The sequence below is a fragment of the Enterobacter cloacae complex sp. IR53030 genome, assembly GCF_049238365.1.
Lineage (GTDB): Bacteria > Pseudomonadota > Gammaproteobacteria > Enterobacterales > Enterobacteriaceae > Enterobacter > Enterobacter kobei.
Window position 1 is genome coordinate 138604 of record NZ_JBMKHA010000006.1, and the last position, 17471, is coordinate 156074.

A 17471-nucleotide genomic window follows, 5' to 3' on the forward strand; every position below is an offset into this window, starting at 1 on the left:
CAAGAATAATTCTTATTTTTGTTTACTAAACCCTGCCTGGCGAAACGTCAGGTTAAAACGGTACTCGCCAGTGAGGGGATGCACCCCGGGTTTCAGAGGCTGAATGCCGTGATAATACAGCCGCGATTCCCTGCCCCACACCACCACGTCGCCATGCTCCAGAATAATGCGTTTGAGCGGATCGTTACGGCGTAATCCGCCAAACTGGAAGACGGCAGGAAGCCCTAACGATACCGAGACGATGGGCGCGCGGAGATCGGGTTCATCTTTATCCTGATGCAGGGAGAGTTTCGCGCCGACGGCGTAGCGGTTAATCAGGCAGGCATCCGGTCGGAAGTCAGGATAATCAGCGGCAACGGCAGCCTCGTGGCAGAGAGCCTGAAAAACCGCAGGCATCGGGGGCCACGGCTGGCCGGTCGCGGGATCGTTAGGCGCATACAGGTAGCCTCGTTCATTCGTCGCCCACCCTAATTCGCCGCAGTTCGCCATGGCCACCGACATCGTGTAACCGCCCGGCGTGACCATATGGCGAAACGGGGAAACCGCCGTCACCTCTTCTATACCCGCAAGCAGCGCCGCCGCACGGGAGAGCGCGAAGCGACGCAAAATAACCGCCCCCGGTGCCAGTGGTTCCTGCCAGGGTTCCGCATCCGCAAAAAGATCGAGCATTATCCCTCCTGGCGTTTCGCCTCACGTTTTAGCAATAGCGCTTTTCGCGCCGTCCCCCATCGGTAACCCGACAGTGCGCCATCGTTACGGACAACGCGGTGACAGGGGATCACAATCGCCAGCCTGTTTGCCGCACAGGCTCCCGCGACGGCACGTACCGCGTTGGGTTGTCCAATCGCCTGCGCCACCTGCTGATAACTTGCCGTTTCACCGCAGGGAATTTCACGAAGGGCCTGCCAGACTCGCTGCTGGAACGCGGTTCCGCGTATATCCAGCGGCAGTTCAAGCGGCGCTGCGCGGTTATCAATACTGGCAATCACCTGGCGGATACGCTGCGCGAAGGCATCTTCCTGCGGCGCGGGCTCTGCTTTTGGAAACAGCGTCGCCAGCTCCCCGGCTAATTCGGCATCGTCGTCACCGAGCAGTATTGCGCAAATCCCCCGCTCGCTTTCAGCAACCAGACAGCGTCCTAATGAGCAGTCGTCGATGGCGTATTGCACCGCCACGTCGCCTTTGCGGTACTGTTTCGCCGTCATACCAAGCGCATCCGTGGCTTTACGATAATAGCTGCTGCTGTCGGGAAAGCCTGCGGCCAGCACGGCATCGGTAACGGTATCCCCCTGGGCAAGCGCCGTGCGCAGACGTTGACCGCGCGCCGCCTGCTGCCAGGCTTTTGGCGTCATTCCGGTGACGGACTTAAACAGCCGGTGGAAGTGAAAAGGACTCATGGCCACCTGCTGCGCCAGACCGTCCAGCGTTAACGCAGGATCCTGCTCCAGAAGGCGACAGGCGTGCTCCACTTTCGCCAGCTTCTGCTGCTGCGGATTGCGTTTATCCGGCATACAGCGCTTGCACGGGCGAAACCCTGCCTCAATGGCATGGTGAACATCAGGATAAAAGTGGACGTTTTTACGCTGGGCGTGACGTGCCCGGCATGACGGACGACAGACAATCCCCGTCGTTTGCACGGCAAAGACAAACTGATCGTCAGCACGCGGATCGCGAGCCAGTACAGCCTGCCAGCGATCCTCATCGGTCATATAGGTTGGATTTTTCATCATCAGCTCCTCTTACAAGCATACCTGTAGCGTGCCTGAGTGCCACTGATAAAAAACCCGCAACCTTGCTTTTTAATTTTTGTCGCCCACCAGGAAACTGTTGAACTGCGGCGAGCTCCAGGTTTTAAACTCGTCGCCCTCTTTGGTGATCATGTACACCGCTAGCCCTTCCTGACGAACCACCTCTTTCGCTTTTTCCGGGCCGAGGACCATTAAGCCGGTATCCCAGGCATCGGCTTCCAGCGCCGTCGGCGCAATCACCGTCACCGAGACCAGATTATGCGCGATCGGCCGCCCGGTCTGCGGATCAATAACATGCGAGATGCGCTTCCCGTCAAGCTCGTAATAGTTACGGTAACTCCCGGAGGTGCTGATGCCATGTCCGTTGATATCGACTATCGCCTGCACGGCATTTTGCCGATCGGTCGGTTTTTGAATCGCTACGCGCCACGGTTTATCGCTGGCGTTCATGCCCCGGCTGACTAACGCGCCGCCCACGGAGACCAGATAGCGCGAAATGCCTTCCTGCGTCATCAGCGCGGCAAGGTGATCCGCCGCGTAGCCTTCCCCTACCGTCGACAGATCGACAAACAGATCGGGGATATCTTTTTGCAGGTACTGTTGGCCGTACTGATTGATCACCGTCAGATGCTGCAGCCCTGTCCGGGCACGGGCATCATCAATAGCCGCCTGATCGGGCGTCACCACCGGCTGTTTATTCGGGCCAAATCCCCAGAGGTTCACCAGCGGCCCGACGGTCACGTCCATCGCACCGTTGGTTTTATATCCCACGCGAATGGACTCGGTGACGATATCAGCCATCGCTTCACTCACCGGCCACAGAGACGTACTGGTGGAGAGGTTAAAGCGCATCAGCGCCGAGTCATTTTTGTAGGTTGACAGCAGCTGATCGTCGGCGTCCAGCTGAGCCTGGATTTTGCCGCGAAGTTCTTCCGTGCGCGTTTTATCGAGATTCATCACGCTGACGCGCCAGAAGGTGCCCATCGTTTTGCCTTCGAGCACCGTGGCAGCGGGTGCGTCGGTTTTCGCCACGGGGGCGGGATCGTTACATGCGGTCAGGAAAAAAAGCATAGCCAGAAAGCTGGCGCGTAAAAAAGTCATATCCATTCATTATTATCCTCATGCCAGGGCGGCAAGAGTACACCAAAACGGGTCAATTGTGAGATCCAAAAACACGCACAAAAAAGGGGCCATCAGGCCCCTGAGTCATACTACGACGCGATTAGAACTGGTAAACCAGACCCAGCGCGACGATATCATCAGTACCGATACCGGCCTGACGGGTGAACTCATTTTCATCAACCAGGTTGATTTTGTAATCCACGTAGGTGGACATGTTTTTGTTGAAGTAGTAAGTCGCACCCACATCAACATATTTCAGCAGATCCTGGTCGCCATACCCTTCGATGTCCTTACCTTTAGACTGCAGGTAAGCCACGGATGGACGCAGGCCGAAGTCGAACTGGTACTGAGCAACCACTTCGAAGTTCTGCGCTTTGTTAGCGAAACCGTAGATATCGCTGCTGCTCTGAGAGTTGCCGAAACGTGTTGCGTTATAAGTCTGAGAGTACTGCGCGGCCAGATAGATGTTGTTGGCATCGTATTTCAGGCCACCCGTATAGACTTCGGCGTGATCGCCTTCGCCTTTCAGGGCTGGGTTAGCCGTGTTGTTCTGATCGGCGGTACGTTTGGAAGAAGACATTGCACCACCGATGCTGAAGCCTTCGCCCAGGTTATAGGTCAGGGACGCACCGTAACCGTCGCCGTTCTGTTTCAGGGTGCTACGACCGGTGTCGTTTTCACCGCTTACGCTACCGTTTTTACCCTGATACTGCAGAGCAAAGTTCAGGCCATCCACCAGACCAAAGAAGTCCTGGTTACGGTAGGTTGCCACGCCGTTAGCACGAGATTGCAGGAAGTTGTCTGCACCGTAGGTATCACCACCAAATTCTGGCAGCACGTCAGTCCAGGATGTTACGTCGTAGATCACACCGTAGTTACGACCGTAATCGAAAGAACCCGCTTCAGCGAATTTCAGACCAGCAAACGCCACACGGGTCCAGGCCTGGTTGTCGCTTTCTGTTGTGTTGCCCTGGATCTGGTATTCCCACTGGCCGTAACCGGTCAGCTGATCGTTAACCTGAGTTTCGCCTTTGAAGCCAAGACGCATGTAGGTCTGGTCACCGTCAGCACTCTTGTCGTCAGAGAAATAGTGCAGACCATCAACTTTGCCGTACAGATCTAATTTGTTGCCATCTTTGTTATAAATTTCAGCCGCATTTGCTGCGCCTGCTACCAGCAGTGCTGGTACCAGGAGGGACAGTACTTTAACTTTCATTTTATTAACCCTCTGTTATATGCCTTATAATTGCCACTGCTTACTGGCTAACCCTCATTAACCAGTCGGCAATTTCATTCTCCGCAAAATTACAGAATAATCCAATGCGAATATGATACGAAAACTTTGAAGATGTTTCATTCATCTATCAACATGTTTCAGAATGTTAATATCAAGGAACTTTTACAAAGCACAAATAGCTTAGAAAATTAGCATTTATTATCAAAATTAATATTATTCCATTAAATTTCAATGTGTTGGGATATAAATCGTTACAGCACTGAATGACAAAACAAGATCGCACCTAATCTCTAAAATAGCTCTCGCTATCATCATTAACTTTATTTATTACCGTCATTCAGTTTTGAATGTCTGTTTATCCCTAATTGAGCCGAATGCATCGCATTCGGTTTTTTTTTACCCTTCTTTACGTAACTTTTCTTTTTATGTGCTACCAGCACGAAATTGTAACGACTATTAACTAATCCCGTTACGAGGGTCAACCAACGTGCAAAAATTCAGCAGAAACTTAATTTCTTGTTAATTCGTGCTATTTACTGGCGAGAAGTTTCTTTTATTTGTACACGCATCGTGAACTTGTACACTTTTAACGCACATCGCCTCTTCCTCAGTGTTCCCTGAAAAAGTCGCCTGTTCCAGGCCAGTGGCGCTGGAAATTCAGGTATTACCCTTTATACTGCCCTATCGCCACAGAGCACGACCATTACGGGTTAAAGATATCAATGAGTCAGACTGAAACTACCGCCCCGAGCAAATTCTCCCTTCTTCCCGGGAGCATCACCCGTTTCTTTCTTCTTTTGATCGTTGTGTTATTAGTCACCCTGGGCGTGATGGTGCAGAGCGCGGTAAACGCCTGGCTGAAGGACAAGAGCTACCAGGTGGTTGATATCACTCATGCCGTCCACAAGCGCATTGATACCTGGCGCTACGCCACCTGGCAGATTTACGACAATATTGCCGCAGCGCCTGCAAGCGCATCGGGGGATGGGCTTCAGGAGACCCGGCTTAAGCAGGATGTCTACTATCTCGAAAAACCGCAGCGTAAGACTGAGGCGCTTATCTTTGGCTCTCACGACAGCGCAACGCTTGAGATGACGCAGCGTATTTCAACCTATCTGGATACCCTCTGGGGTGCCGAGACGGTGCCGTGGTCGATGTACTATCTGAATGGTCAGGACAACAGCATGATCCTGATCTCGACGCTGCCATTGAAAGATCTCTCTTCTGGTTTTAAAGAGACGACCGTTGGCGGCATCGTCGATTCCCGCCGTGCAGAAATGCTGCAGCAGGCGAATGCCCTTGATGAGCGTGAAAGTTTCTCATCGCTGCGCCGCCTGGCCTGGCAAAATGGTCACTATTTTACCCTGCGTACCACGTTCAACCAGCCGGGACATCTGGCGACGGTCGTGGCGTTTGATTTGCCTATTAATGATTTGATCCCGCCGGATATGCCGCTCGACAGCTTCCGTATGGAGCCAGACAGCAGTACCCAGAACATGCGCGCGGCGTCCGACAAAGAGGCCGCAGAGAGCGTCACCATCTCCTTTAACGGCTCGAAAATTGAAATTGCCTCGTCACTGAACTCAACCGGCATGCGCCTGGTGTGGCAGGTACCGTTTGGCACCCTGCTGCTCGATACCCTGCAAAATATTTTGCTGCCGTTGCTGCTGAATATCGGCCTGCTGGCGCTGGCGCTGTTTGGCTACAGCACCTTCCGCTTCCAGCCGGGACGTCAGAGCGACGCCTCTGCGGTCACCTCGGGCAACACGAATGAACTTCGCGTGTTACGCGCGCTCAATGAAGAGATTGTTTCCGTGCTGCCGCTGGGCGTGTTAGTCCACGATCAGGAAGCGAACCGCACGGTGATGAGCAATAAAATTGCAGACCATCTGCTGCCGCATCTTAACCTGCAGAACATCACCACCATGGCGGATCAGCACCAGGGGGTTATTCAGGCCACCATCAATAATGAACTGTACGAGATCCGTCAGTTCCGCAGTCAGGTAGCCCCACGCACGCAAATCTTCATTATTCGCGACCAGGATCGCGAAGTGCTGGTGAATAAGAAACTCAAGCAGGCGCAAAGGCTGTATGAGAAGAACCAGCAGGGGCGCGCCGCCTTTATGCAGAATATTGGCGACGCCTTCAAACAGCCATTAAAAACGCTGGCAACCCAGGCGGCTGCGTTAAACACCTCTGAAAGCCACCAGCTTGCCTGCCAGGCCGACTCGCTGGTTCGTATGGTGGATGAGATCCAGTTAGCGAACATGCTGGAGAATGATTTCTGGAAAGGTACGCCTTCCCTCTTCTCCATTCAGGATCTGATCGATGAAGTGGTTCCGGAAGTCCTGCCGGTGATCAAGCGTAAAGGTCTGCAGCTGCTGATCAACAACCATTTACCGGCGAATGACGAACGCCATGGCGATCGCGAAGCGCTACGTCGCATTCTGCTGATGATTATTCAGTATGCCGTGACCACCACGCAGATCGGCAAGATCACCCTCGAAGTGAGCACCGACGAGTCGGCAGAAGATCGCCTGACGTTCCGCATTCTGGACACCGGTGAAGGCGTCACGACGAGTGAAATTGATAATCTGCACTTCCCGTTCCTGAATGACACACAAAGCGATCATTACGGTAAGGCTAATGCCCTGACCTTCTGGCTGTGCGATCAGCTGGCGCGTAAGCTCGGCGGCCACCTGAATATCAAAGCACGTGAATCGCTCGGCACTCGCTACTCTCTGCACGTGAAAATGGCCGTCAATCCGCAGGAAGAAGATGAAGAGCGCCTGCTGGATGACGTGGTGGCGATGGTGGATGTGACCTCAAACGAGATCCGCAACATCGTGGTGCGTCAGTTAGAAAACTGGGGCGCGGCCTGCATCACGCCGGATGAACGACTGGCAAGTCAAGAATTTGATCTGTTTTTAACGGATAATCCGTCTAATCTTACTGCCTCGGGCTTGCTTTTAAGCGATGATGAGTCAGGCGTGCGGAAAATCGGCCCTGGCCAGCTGCGCGTCAACTTTAATATAAGCAATGCGATGCAGGAAGCTGTACTACAACTAATAGAAGAGCAGCTGGCGCAGGATGAGATAACGGAATCCCCGTTAGGCGGCAATGAAAACGCCGAGCTTCACGCCAGCGGATACTATTCACTCTTTGTTGATACAGTACCAGATGATGTTAAGCGGTTGTATACTGAGTCCGCTGCGAATGATTTTGCAGCGCTGGCGCAGACAGCACACCGGCTTAAAGGGGTGTTTGCCATGCTTAATCTGGTTCCCGGCAAGCAGTTATGTGAAACGCTGGAACATCTAATTCGTGAGAAAGATGCCTCTGGCATTGAAAAATACATCAGCGACATTGACGACTACGTCAAAAGCTTGCTGTAGCAAGGTAGCCTTATACATGAACAATATGAACGTAATTATTGCCGATGACCATCCGATTGTACTGTTCGGTATTCGCAAATCGCTTGAACAGATCGAGTGGGTGAATGTAGTCGGTGAATTTGAAGACTCTACAGCACTGATCAATAACCTCCCAAAGCTTGATGCGCACGTGCTCATTACCGATCTCTCCATGCCTGGAGATAAGTACGGTGATGGGATTACGCTCATCAAATATATCAAACGTCACTTCCCGGACATCTCGATCATTGTTCTGACCATGAACAACAACCCGGCGATCCTGAGCGCCGTGCTGGATCTGGACATCGAAGGGATTGTGCTGAAACAAGGCGCACCGACCGATCTGCCAAAAGCGCTCGCTGCGCTGCAGAAAGGCAAGAAGTTCACGCCTGAGAGCGTCTCTCGTCTGCTGGAAAAAATCAGCGCGGGTGGCTACGGTGACAAACGTCTGTCACCGAAAGAGAGCGAAGTTCTGCGCCTGTTCGCTGAAGGTTTCCTGGTGACCGAGATTGCCAAGAAGCTGAACCGCAGTATTAAAACCATCAGCAGCCAGAAGAAATCCGCAATGATGAAGCTGGGTGTGGACAACGATATTGCCCTGCTGAACTATCTCTCCTCCGTGACGCTGAGCGCAACGGACAAGGATTGATCACCGCAGTAAATGCCGGGTGGTGTTCGCGCAAGCGAAGCGCCGCCGGGCAAATAAAAAAGGCCCGAAAGGGCCTTTTTTAGATCCTCGTTTTCCTGACGCGTTCCGCATAGACCGACAAGGTCTGCTTCAGCACGTCCAGCGTGACCGGTTTCGACAGACAGCTGTCCATGCCTGACTCCAGGCATCGCTGTTTCTCTTCCGCCAGCGCGTTCGCCGTGACGCCCACCACCGGCAACGTCAGGCCAAGCTGGCGGATACGTTGCGTCAGACGGTAGCCGTCCATGTTAGGCATGTTGACGTCACTGAGAACGATATCAATATGATTTTTACTCAGCACATTCAGCGCGTCCACGCCGTCATTGGCCGTTTTGCACTGGTAGCCAAGCGACCCGAGCTGGTCTGCCAGCAGTCGGCGGTTAATCGGATGGTCATCCACGACCAGAATCATCATATCGTCATTCACTGACGCCAGACCTTCCGGTGACGGCAATTCACCGGCTCCGTCGTTCTCTTCCAGCTGCACTTTGTAGATGCGTGCCAGCAGGCTCAACAGCTCATGCGGCGTGGCGACACTGTGTACCCACTCTCCCGGCGCACGTTCAACCGGTATGCCAATGTGGCGACGACAGAAGAGTACCGTTCCTCTCCCCTGCCACGCCTGTTCCGGCATCTCGTCGGCGATCAGCACGTCATCCGCGTCCGGCGTCTGGTCTTCATAGCGGCACACCCTCACGCCGCTATGGGTAAGCAGCGCCGTCAGGTAATCATTCAGCGAAGCGTTATTCACCGCCAGCCAGCAGCGCTTATCGCTCAGCCCGTCAACCGTCGCTTTTGCCGGATACTGCGCCGAATAGAGCGGAATACGGATGGTGAACTGGCTGCCCATGCCGGGCTCGGTATCCACCGAGATATCACCGTCCATCATGCTGACGAGCTTCTCACAAATCGCCAGCCCCAGACCGGTGCCCTGGAAGTTACGCTGCACGCCGGTGCCGACCTGGAAGAACGGGTCGAACAGGCGAACCACTTCCTTCGCCGGGATGCCCACACCCGTGTCACGGACGCGAATGCTCAGGTAATCCCCCGCCCGGCAGACGTGTAACACGATACAGCCAATATCGGTGAATTTGATGGCGTTGCTAAGCAGGTTAGAGATGACCTGCTGCAGGCGCATCGGATCGCCGTGCAGCGTCAGCGGCACATCCGGTTCAATAAAGCAGTAGAGCCCCAGCTGTTTACGCACCACCAGCGGCAGATAGTTGGCGCTGATGTGGTTCATCACTTCACGCGGCGAAAACTCCCGCGGTTCGATTTTCAACTGCTCAGACTCAATTTTAGAGAAATCGAGAATATCGCTGATGATTTTCAGCAGCAGACTGGAGGAGTTGTTCATCGCCGTCACCAGCCTGTCGACCCCTTTCGGCAGCTCTTTCGTCTGCAACAGGTCGAGGTTACCGATAATCCCGTACAGTGGCGTACGCAACTCGTGGCTGACGGTGGCAAGGAACATAGATTTCGACTGGCTGGCCTGCTCCGCCGCCTGCGCCATCTCCTGCAACGACTCCTCCATCTTCACGCGTGCGGAGACATCCACCAGCACGCAAATCGCCACGTTTTCATTACGATAGCGGGAGTGAACAAAGCTGATCTGCAGGTTGGTATGGGTGCTGGTGAGCACGTCGACAAAGTTTACCTGCTGACCGCAGATGATTTGCGTCAGCCTTTGGCGATCCTCATGCGTCAGCATGTTCAGATAGTTGTGCGCTAGCTCGTTACTCAGGATGTTGGTCCCGTCCTGAGTACGCAGAATACAGATCCCCACCGGTGCCGAGGCAACTATCTTACGGTTAAACTGCTCGTGCTCTTCCAGACGCTGGGCGTCGCTTTCGGCGGGAATAAAGATTCTTCGCTCATACATGCGCGCCAGCGTAAACAGCGCCCCTCCCACCAGCAGGTTGAGCAGAATTGCATTCATAATCAGAATGCGTATCCGCTCCAGTACCATATCGACCGGCAGCGAGTAGACGATACTCAGCGACGACGGTGGCAGGCTTTTTTTCAGCACCAGCTCACGAAAGCCGGAGGTGTAACCAAACCACGAGCGTTCCTGCATCCAGTGCGGATCGACGTTCAAACGGTTATCCGGCCCAGCAAGCGAGATCAGCTGATGTCCGTTTTCATCAAGAATGGTCACACCCATCGGCAGGCTGCCTGGGGTGAAGAAGTTTTCCATGCGGATGGTCTGCTCAATGCCCAGCAGAGCCTGCAGGCGGTTACCGAGGTAAACCGGCGTCAGCGCGTAGAAATAGCCCACGCCCATGCGCGGCCCCTGGCTAATCCAGAAGATGTTATTCCCGCGCTCGTCCTGTGGCGCATTGCGATATTTCACAATACGCTCATGCAGGCTTTTCAGCGCATCATCACGCTCGACGGGCACATCGCGCAGGCCGAAGTCAGCCATGCAGAGATTTTCGCTGCCAATCAGGAAGACGCGATTGAGATCGTAGGCGGCGGAGAAATTGTCGCGCCAGTAGCGCATAAACCAGGCGAGGGATTCCAGCGACCCGCGCCAGGTGTTGCTCATGGTGGAGCAGTCGGAGTCCGGGAACAGCGGCTGGAAGTCCGGCACTTCGGTTTTGTCATTACGCCCGCGAAGCGCCAGGATGCCGTTTTCCGCCGTCAGTCGGTTTTCGGCAATATACTTCAGCTCCTTCATTACATCAGATGTTCGCTGAATGTAACGCTGGGCCTGATCGGAGCTTAAATTAAACTCCTGGCGGATCTCCGCTTCTTTCTTGTGCAGCGCGTTGACGATGTAGAACACCGACAGCAGGACCACCAGCAACCAAAGCAGGAGCGCCAGCGCCCGGAACAGATAGCGAGAAACTTTCAGCGTGGTACGAAAGGAGACGAGGTATTTCAAAGGGGCGAGGCTCCGCCGTCGGGGTCAAAAGAATGTGGTTAAGGTAGCGGTAAACGCGGCTTGCCGCAACGTTCACTTGTCTGCTTACGTAAAAGAAAAGGGCCGGAATCCGGCCCTTTTTGCGTCAGGAGACATTACTCGTCAGCGTCATCCGCTGCATCATCGTCGGTGTCCGCTTCCGGCGCGATTTCATCGTCACCTTCCGCAACGCTACCGTCGATGGAATCGAGCTCTTCGTCATCCACCGGCTCAGCCACGCGCTGCAGACCCACCACGTTTTCATCTTCCGCAGTACGGATGAGGATAACGCCCTGGGTGTTACGACCCACCACGCTGATCTCAGATACGCGTGTACGCACCAGCGTACCGGCATCAGTGATCATCATGATCTGGTCGGCATCATCGACCTGTACCGCACCCACAACGGAACCGTTGCGCTCGGTAACCTTAATAGAGATAACGCCCTGCGTGCCACGTGATTTGGTCGGGTATTCGCTTTCCGCGGTACGTTTACCGTAACCGTTCTGGGTGACGGTCAGGATTGCACCTTCGCCGCGAGGAACGATCAGGGAAACAACGGAATCTTCACCCGCCAGTTTGATACCGCGTACACCGGTCGCTGTACGACCCATTGCGCGCACAGCGTTCTCTTTGAAGCGCACCACTTTACCGGCCGCAGAGAACAGCATGACTTCATCAGAACCGGAGGTCAGATCCACACCGATCAGCTCGTCGCCTTCGTTCAGGTTCACCGCGATGATCCCGGCGGAACGTGGACGGCTGAACTCGGTCAGCGCGGTTTTCTTCACGGTACCGCTGGCGGTCGCCATAAAGACGTTCACGCCCTCTTCGTACTCGCGTACCGGCAGAATGGCGGTGATACGTTCGTTCGCTTCCAGCGGCAGCAGGTTGACGATTGGACGACCACGCGCGCCACGGCTCGCTTCAGGCAGCTGATAGACTTTCATCCAGTACAGACGGCCACGGCTGGAGAAGCAGAGGATCGTGTCGTGGGTGTTGGCCACCAGCAGACGGTCAATAAAGTCTTCTTCTTTAATACGTGCCGCAGACTTGCCCTTGCCGCCACGACGCTGTGCTTCGTAGTCGGTCAACGGCTGATACTTCACATAGCCCTGGTGAGACAGGGTGACCACCACATCTTCGCGGTTGATCAGATCTTCAATGTTGATATCAGAGCTGTTCGCGGTGATTTCGGTGCGGCGCTCGTCGCCAAACTGGTCGCGGACCAGCTCCAGCTCTTCGCGGATCACTTCCATCAGGCGCTCTGCGCTGCCCAGAATGTGCAGCAGCTCGGCAATTTGCTCCAGCAGCTCTTTGTATTCGTCGAGCAGTTTTTCATGCTCAAGGCCGGTCAGTTTCTGCAGACGCAGATCCAGAATCGCCTGGGCCTGCTGTTCAGTCAGGTAGTACTGACCGTCACGTACGCCGAACTCAGGTTCCAGCCACTCAGGACGCGCCGCGTCATCACCCGCACGCTCCAGCATCGCCGCCACGTTACCCAGATCCCACGGACGGGATACCAGTCCGGCTTTTGCTTCTGCCGGGGTTGGCGCGCGACGAATCAGTTCAATGATCGGGTCGATGTTGGCCAGCGCAACCGCCAGCGCTTCAAGGATGTGCGCACGGTCGCGCGCTTTGCGCAGTTCAAAGATGGTACGGCGGGTCACCACTTCGCGGCGGTGACGCACGAACGCGCTCAGGATCTCTTTCAGGTTCATGATCTTCGGCTGACCATGGTGCAGTGCCACCATGTTGATACCGAAGGAGACCTGAAGCTGAGTCTGGGAGTACAGATTGTTCAGTACAACCTCACCCACCGCGTCGCGTTTGATCTCAATCACGATGCGCATACCGTCTTTATCAGACTCGTCACGCAGCGCGCTGATGCCTTCAACACGTTTTTCTTTTACCAGCTCGGCGATTTTTTCAATCAGACGGGCTTTGTTCACCTGATACGGGATCTCGTGAACAATAATGGTTTCACGGCCGGTTTTAGCGTCCGCTTCCACTTCGGCGCGGGCACGGATGTAAATCTTGCCGCGACCGGTGCGGTACGCTTCTTCAATACCGCGACGACCGTTGATGATCGCCGCCGTCGGGAAGTCCGGGCCCGGGATGTGCTCCATCAGCCCTTCAATGCTGATGTCTTCATCTTCGATATAGGCCAGGCAGCCGTTGATCACTTCCGTGATGTTGTGCGGCGGAATGTTAGTTGCCATACCCACGGCGATACCGGACGAGCCGTTCACCAGCAGGTTAGGGATTTTCGTCGGCATGACGTCAGGGATTTTTTCCGTGCCGTCGTAGTTATCAACGAAATCAACCGTCTCTTTTTCCAGGTCGGCCATCAGCTCATGGGCAATCTTCGCCAGACGGATTTCCGTATAACGCATTGCCGCGGCGGAGTCGCCGTCGATAGAACCAAAGTTACCCTGACCATCTACCAGCATGTAACGCAGCGAGAATGGCTGCGCCATACGGACGATAGTGTCGTACACCGCGGAATCACCATGGGGATGGTATTTACCGATTACGTCACCAACGACACGGGCAGATTTTTTGTAGGCTTTATTCCAGTCATTGCCCAATACGTTCATGGCGTATAGTACGCGACGGTGTACCGGCTTCAGGCCATCTCGGACGTCCGGCAGCGCACGGCCAACAATGACCGACATCGCATAGTCCAGATAGGAGCTCTTCAGCTCTTCCTCGATGTTAACCGGTGTAATTTCTCTCGCAAGGTCGCTCATCTAACCGCTATCCCTCTACTGTATCCCGGATTCAAAGGTCGCAAATTATAACACAGCCGCGGTGATTGAGGTAAACCTATACGCTTTATTCATGGGGATTGCCTGATATACTCCTTTGTCTTGCTAAATAAGGAGTAAAAGCGCCCATGAATGCCGAAAAATCCCCGGTGGCTCACAACGTTGACCACGAAGAGATTGCCAAATTTGAAGCGGTGGCGTCCCGCTGGTGGGATCTCGAAGGTGAGTTCAAACCGCTGCATCGCATTAACCCGCTGCGTCTGGGCTATATCGCGGAGCGTTCCGGCGGCCTGTTCGGTAAGAAGGTGCTTGATGTCGGCTGCGGCGGCGGCATCCTGGCGGAGAGCATGGCGCGCGAAGGCGCGACGGTCACCGGTCTGGATATGGGCTTTGAACCCTTGCAGGTGGCCCGTCTCCATGCGCTGGAGTCAGGGATCCAGGTTGAATACGTGCAGGAAACCGTGGAAGAACACGCGGCAAAACATGCCCACCAGTATGATGTGGTGACCTGCATGGAGATGCTGGAACACGTTCCCGATCCGCAATCCGTGGTGAACGCCTGCGCAAAACTGGTGAAACCGGGCGGCCAGGTCTTCTTCTCAACCATCAACCGTAACGGTAAAGCCTGGCTGATGGCCGTTGTCGGCGCGGAATATGTGCTGCGCATGGTGCCAAAAGGCACGCACGACGTGAAGAAATTCATCAAGCCTGCTGAATTACTGAGCTGGGTTGATCGGACGTGGCTCAAAGAGCAGCACATTACCGGCCTGCACTACAATCCGCTGACCGATAAATTCAAACTCGCCCCGGGCGTGGATGTTAACTATATGTTGCATACAACCGCCAAAAACGACTAACGTCATTCGTTATTCTTATAAAGATTGCGCGACATCATGTTGCGCAATTCTGCCCTCCCGTTGAAGAAATCAGCACTCGATCAAATTTTGAATTTTTTTTCTTAATTATTGACATGTCGTCCAGGCCTTACGGTACGAGGACTTAGCCTTTTTTACCCTTTCACAACCTCAATTTAACGTCAAAATCAACCCTTGTGCTGAAAAGATTCGATACTAGAATACTCACCATATAGCGTTTTTCTTATCGCAAACCCCCTATATGTAGTATTTATCCACAGAGTTAGTCACAAGACGGTTCTGTGGATAAGCGGGGGATATTTTTTATTTCACGGACAGGTAAAACCCACATGAATCAGAGTCTGCTGGTGACAAAGCGCGACGGGACGACCGAGCGTATCAATCTGGACAAAATCCATCGAGTTCTCGACTGGGCAGCAGAAGGACTGAACAACGTATCTATCTCCCAGGTTGAACTGCGTTCCCACATTCAGTTCTACGACGGCATCAAAACGTCTGATATCCACGAAACGATTATCAAAGCAGCGGCAGATCTGATCTCCCGCGACGCACCGGATTATCAGTACCTTGCTGCACGTCTGGCGATTTTCCACCTGCGTAAAAAAGCCTACGGCCAGTTTGAGCCGCCTGCGCTTTACGATCACGTGGTGAAAATGGTTGAGCTGGGCAAATACGACACGCATCTGCTGGAAGACTATACGGAAGAAGAGTTCGAGCAGATGAACGGGTTTATCGATCACTGGCGCGATATGAATTTCTCCTATGCGGCGGTGAAGCAGCTCGAAGGCAAATACCTGGTTCAGAACCGCGTTACCGGTGAGATCTACGAAAGCGCCCAGTTCCTCTATATTCTGGTGGCCGCCTGCCTGTTCTCAAACTACCCGCGTGACACCCGTCTGGATTACGTGAAGCGTTTCTACGATGCGGTATCGACGTTCAAGATTTCTCTGCCAACGCCAATCATGTCTGGCGTGCGTACCCCTACCCGTCAGTTCAGCTCCTGCGTACTGATCGAGTGTGGCGACAGTCTGGATTCCATCAATGCGACCTCCAGCGCCATTGTGAAATACGTCTCCCAGCGCGCCGGTATCGGCATCAACGCCGGTCGCATCCGTGCACTGGGCAGCCCGATTCGCGGCGGTGAAGCGTTCCACACCGGCTGTATCCCATTCTACAAGCACTTCCAGACGGCAGTGAAATCCTGCTCTCAGGGCGGCGTGCGCGGCGGTGCTGCGACCCTGTTCTACCCAATGTGGCACCTGGAAGTGGAAAGCCTGCTGGTGCTGAAAAACAACCGTGGCGTGGAAGGCAACCGCGTGCGTCACATGGACTACGGCGTACAGATCAACAAACTGATGTACACCCGTCTGCTGAAAGGGGAAGACATTACCCTGTTCAGCCCGTCCGACGTCCCGGGCCTGTACGACGCGTTCTTCGCCGATCAGGACGAGTTCGAGCGTCTGTACACCAAATATGAAAAAGACGACAGCATCCGCAAGCAGCGCGTGAAGGCGGTCGATCTGTTCTCCCTGATGATGCAGGAGCGTGCCTCTACCGGCCGTATCTACATCCAGAACGTTGACCACTGCAACACCCATAGCCCGTTTGATCCGGTGGTTGCGCCAGTACGCCAGTCTAACCTGTGCCTTGAGATCGCCCTGCCGACCAAGCCGCTGGAAGACGTGAACGACGAAAATGGCGAAATTGCGCTGTGTACGCTGTCTGCGTTCAACCTGGGTGCAATTAAAAGCCTGGACGAGCTGGAAGAGCTGGCCGTGCTGGCGGTTCGCGCGCTCGACGCCCTGCTGGACTACCAGGATTACCCAATTCCGGCCGCTAAACGTGGCGCGATGGGTCGTCGTACCCTGGGTATCGGCGTGATTAACTTCGCCTACTGGCTGGCGAAAAACGGTAAGCGTTACTCCGACGGCAGCGCCAATAACCTGACGCACCAGACGTTCGAAGCCATTCAGTATTACCTGATGAAAGCGTCTAACGAGCTGGCGAAAGAGCAAGGCGCATGCCCGTGGTTCAACGAAACCACCTATGCAAAAGGCATTCTGCCGATCGACACCTACAAGAAAGACCTGGATGCGATCGTCAGCGAGCCGCTGCACCTTGACTGGGAAGGCCTGCGCGAGTCCATCAAGACTCACGGTCTGCGCAACTCCACGCTCTCTGCCCTGATGCCGTCTGAGACCTCTTCGCAGATCTCCAACGCCACTAACGGTATTGAGCCGCCGCGCGGCCACGTCAGCATCAAAGCGTCGAAAGACGGCGTGCTGCGTCAGGTGGTACCGGACTACGAAACACTCGGGAACAACTACGAGCTGCTGTGGGAAATGCCAAACAACGACGGCTACCTGCAGCTGGTGGGTATCATGCAGAAGTTTATCGACCAGTCGATCTCTGCCAATACCAACTATGACCCGACGCGTTTCCCGTCTGGCAAGGTACCGATGCAGCAGCTGTTGAAAGACCTGCTGACCGCCTACAAATTTGGCGTGAAAACGCTGTACTATCACAACACCCGTGACGGTGCAGAAGACGCGCAGGACGACATGGTACCGTCAATTCAGGACGATGGCTGCGAAAGCGGCGCATGTAAGATCTAAGCACTTCGCCGGGTGGCGCTACGCTTACCCGGCCTACGGTTTTGTAGGCCCGGCAAACGCAGTGTTGCCGGGCAATAAAATCTCAACAGGACTCACC

Annotated in this window: 10 protein-coding genes; 4 read left to right on the top strand and 6 right to left on the bottom strand. The window is 54.4% G+C overall.

All coding sequences use genetic code 11. The features are described from left to right. Positions 1-12: 12 nt before the first annotated feature. The 4 genes from alkB to ACOTXR_RS08545 all read right to left on the bottom strand — a co-directional run bounded on the left by alkB (position 13) and on the right by ACOTXR_RS08545 (position 4086). The gene (gene alkB / locus ACOTXR_RS08530; RefSeq protein ID WP_421767017.1) at positions 13-669 is read right to left on the bottom strand and encodes a DNA oxidative demethylase AlkB; all 657 of its coding nucleotides are present in this window, start codon (positions 667-669) and stop codon (positions 13-15) included. Further along, positions 669-1727, bottom strand: coding sequence for a bifunctional DNA-binding transcriptional regulator/O6-methylguanine-DNA methyltransferase Ada (gene ada, locus ACOTXR_RS08535; RefSeq protein ID WP_058691098.1), 1059 nt, complete (start codon positions 1725-1727; stop codon positions 669-671). Before ada ends, alkB begins: the two co-directional genes overlap by 1 nt. A 72-nt stretch (positions 1728-1799) precedes the next feature. Further along, positions 1800-2855, bottom strand: a complete 1056-nt coding sequence (apbE, locus tag ACOTXR_RS08540) for an FAD:protein FMN transferase ApbE (RefSeq protein WP_045134321.1) — start codon at positions 2853-2855, stop codon at positions 1800-1802. A 115-nt stretch (positions 2856-2970) separates the two neighbouring features. Then, positions 2971-4086 carry a porin OmpC gene (locus ACOTXR_RS08545; RefSeq protein WP_014884606.1) on the bottom strand — a complete coding sequence of 372 codons (1116 nt, stop codon included), beginning with the start codon at positions 4084-4086 and terminating at the stop codon, positions 2971-2973. Between the two features lie 743 nt (positions 4087-4829). On the opposite strand from ACOTXR_RS08545, the gene rcsD reads away from it, so the two are divergent. Beyond that, positions 4830-7502, top strand: coding sequence for a phosphotransferase RcsD (gene rcsD / locus ACOTXR_RS08550; RefSeq protein WP_058691099.1), 2673 nt, complete (start codon positions 4830-4832; stop codon positions 7500-7502). Positions 7503-7518: 16 nt separating this feature from the next. Then, positions 7519-8169: a response regulator transcription factor RcsB gene (gene rcsB / locus ACOTXR_RS08555; protein ID WP_003859405.1), complete on the top strand. Its 651-nt coding sequence runs from the start codon at positions 7519-7521 to the stop codon at positions 8167-8169. 79 nt (positions 8170-8248) lie between these two features. On the opposite strand, the gene rcsC is transcribed toward rcsB, so the two are convergent. Further along, positions 8249-11095, bottom strand: a complete 2847-nt coding sequence (rcsC, locus tag ACOTXR_RS08560; protein ID WP_023330948.1) for a two-component system sensor histidine kinase RcsC — start codon at positions 11093-11095, stop codon at positions 8249-8251. Positions 11096-11229: 134 nt separating this feature from the next. Next, positions 11230-13866, bottom strand: coding sequence for a DNA topoisomerase (ATP-hydrolyzing) subunit A (gene gyrA / locus ACOTXR_RS08565; protein ID WP_014884608.1), 2637 nt, complete (start codon positions 13864-13866; stop codon positions 11230-11232). Between the two features lie 146 nt (positions 13867-14012). Between gyrA and ubiG the strand changes: the two genes are divergently transcribed. Next, positions 14013-14741: a bifunctional 2-polyprenyl-6-hydroxyphenol methylase/3-demethylubiquinol 3-O-methyltransferase UbiG gene (ubiG, locus tag ACOTXR_RS08570; protein ID WP_014884609.1), complete on the top strand. Its 729-nt coding sequence runs from the start codon at positions 14013-14015 to the stop codon at positions 14739-14741. 347 nt (positions 14742-15088) lie between these two features. After that, positions 15089-17374 carry a class 1a ribonucleoside-diphosphate reductase subunit alpha gene (nrdA, locus tag ACOTXR_RS08575; RefSeq protein ID WP_014884610.1) on the top strand — a complete coding sequence of 762 codons (2286 nt, stop codon included), beginning with the start codon at positions 15089-15091 and terminating at the stop codon, positions 17372-17374. Positions 17375-17471 lie beyond the last annotated feature (97 nt).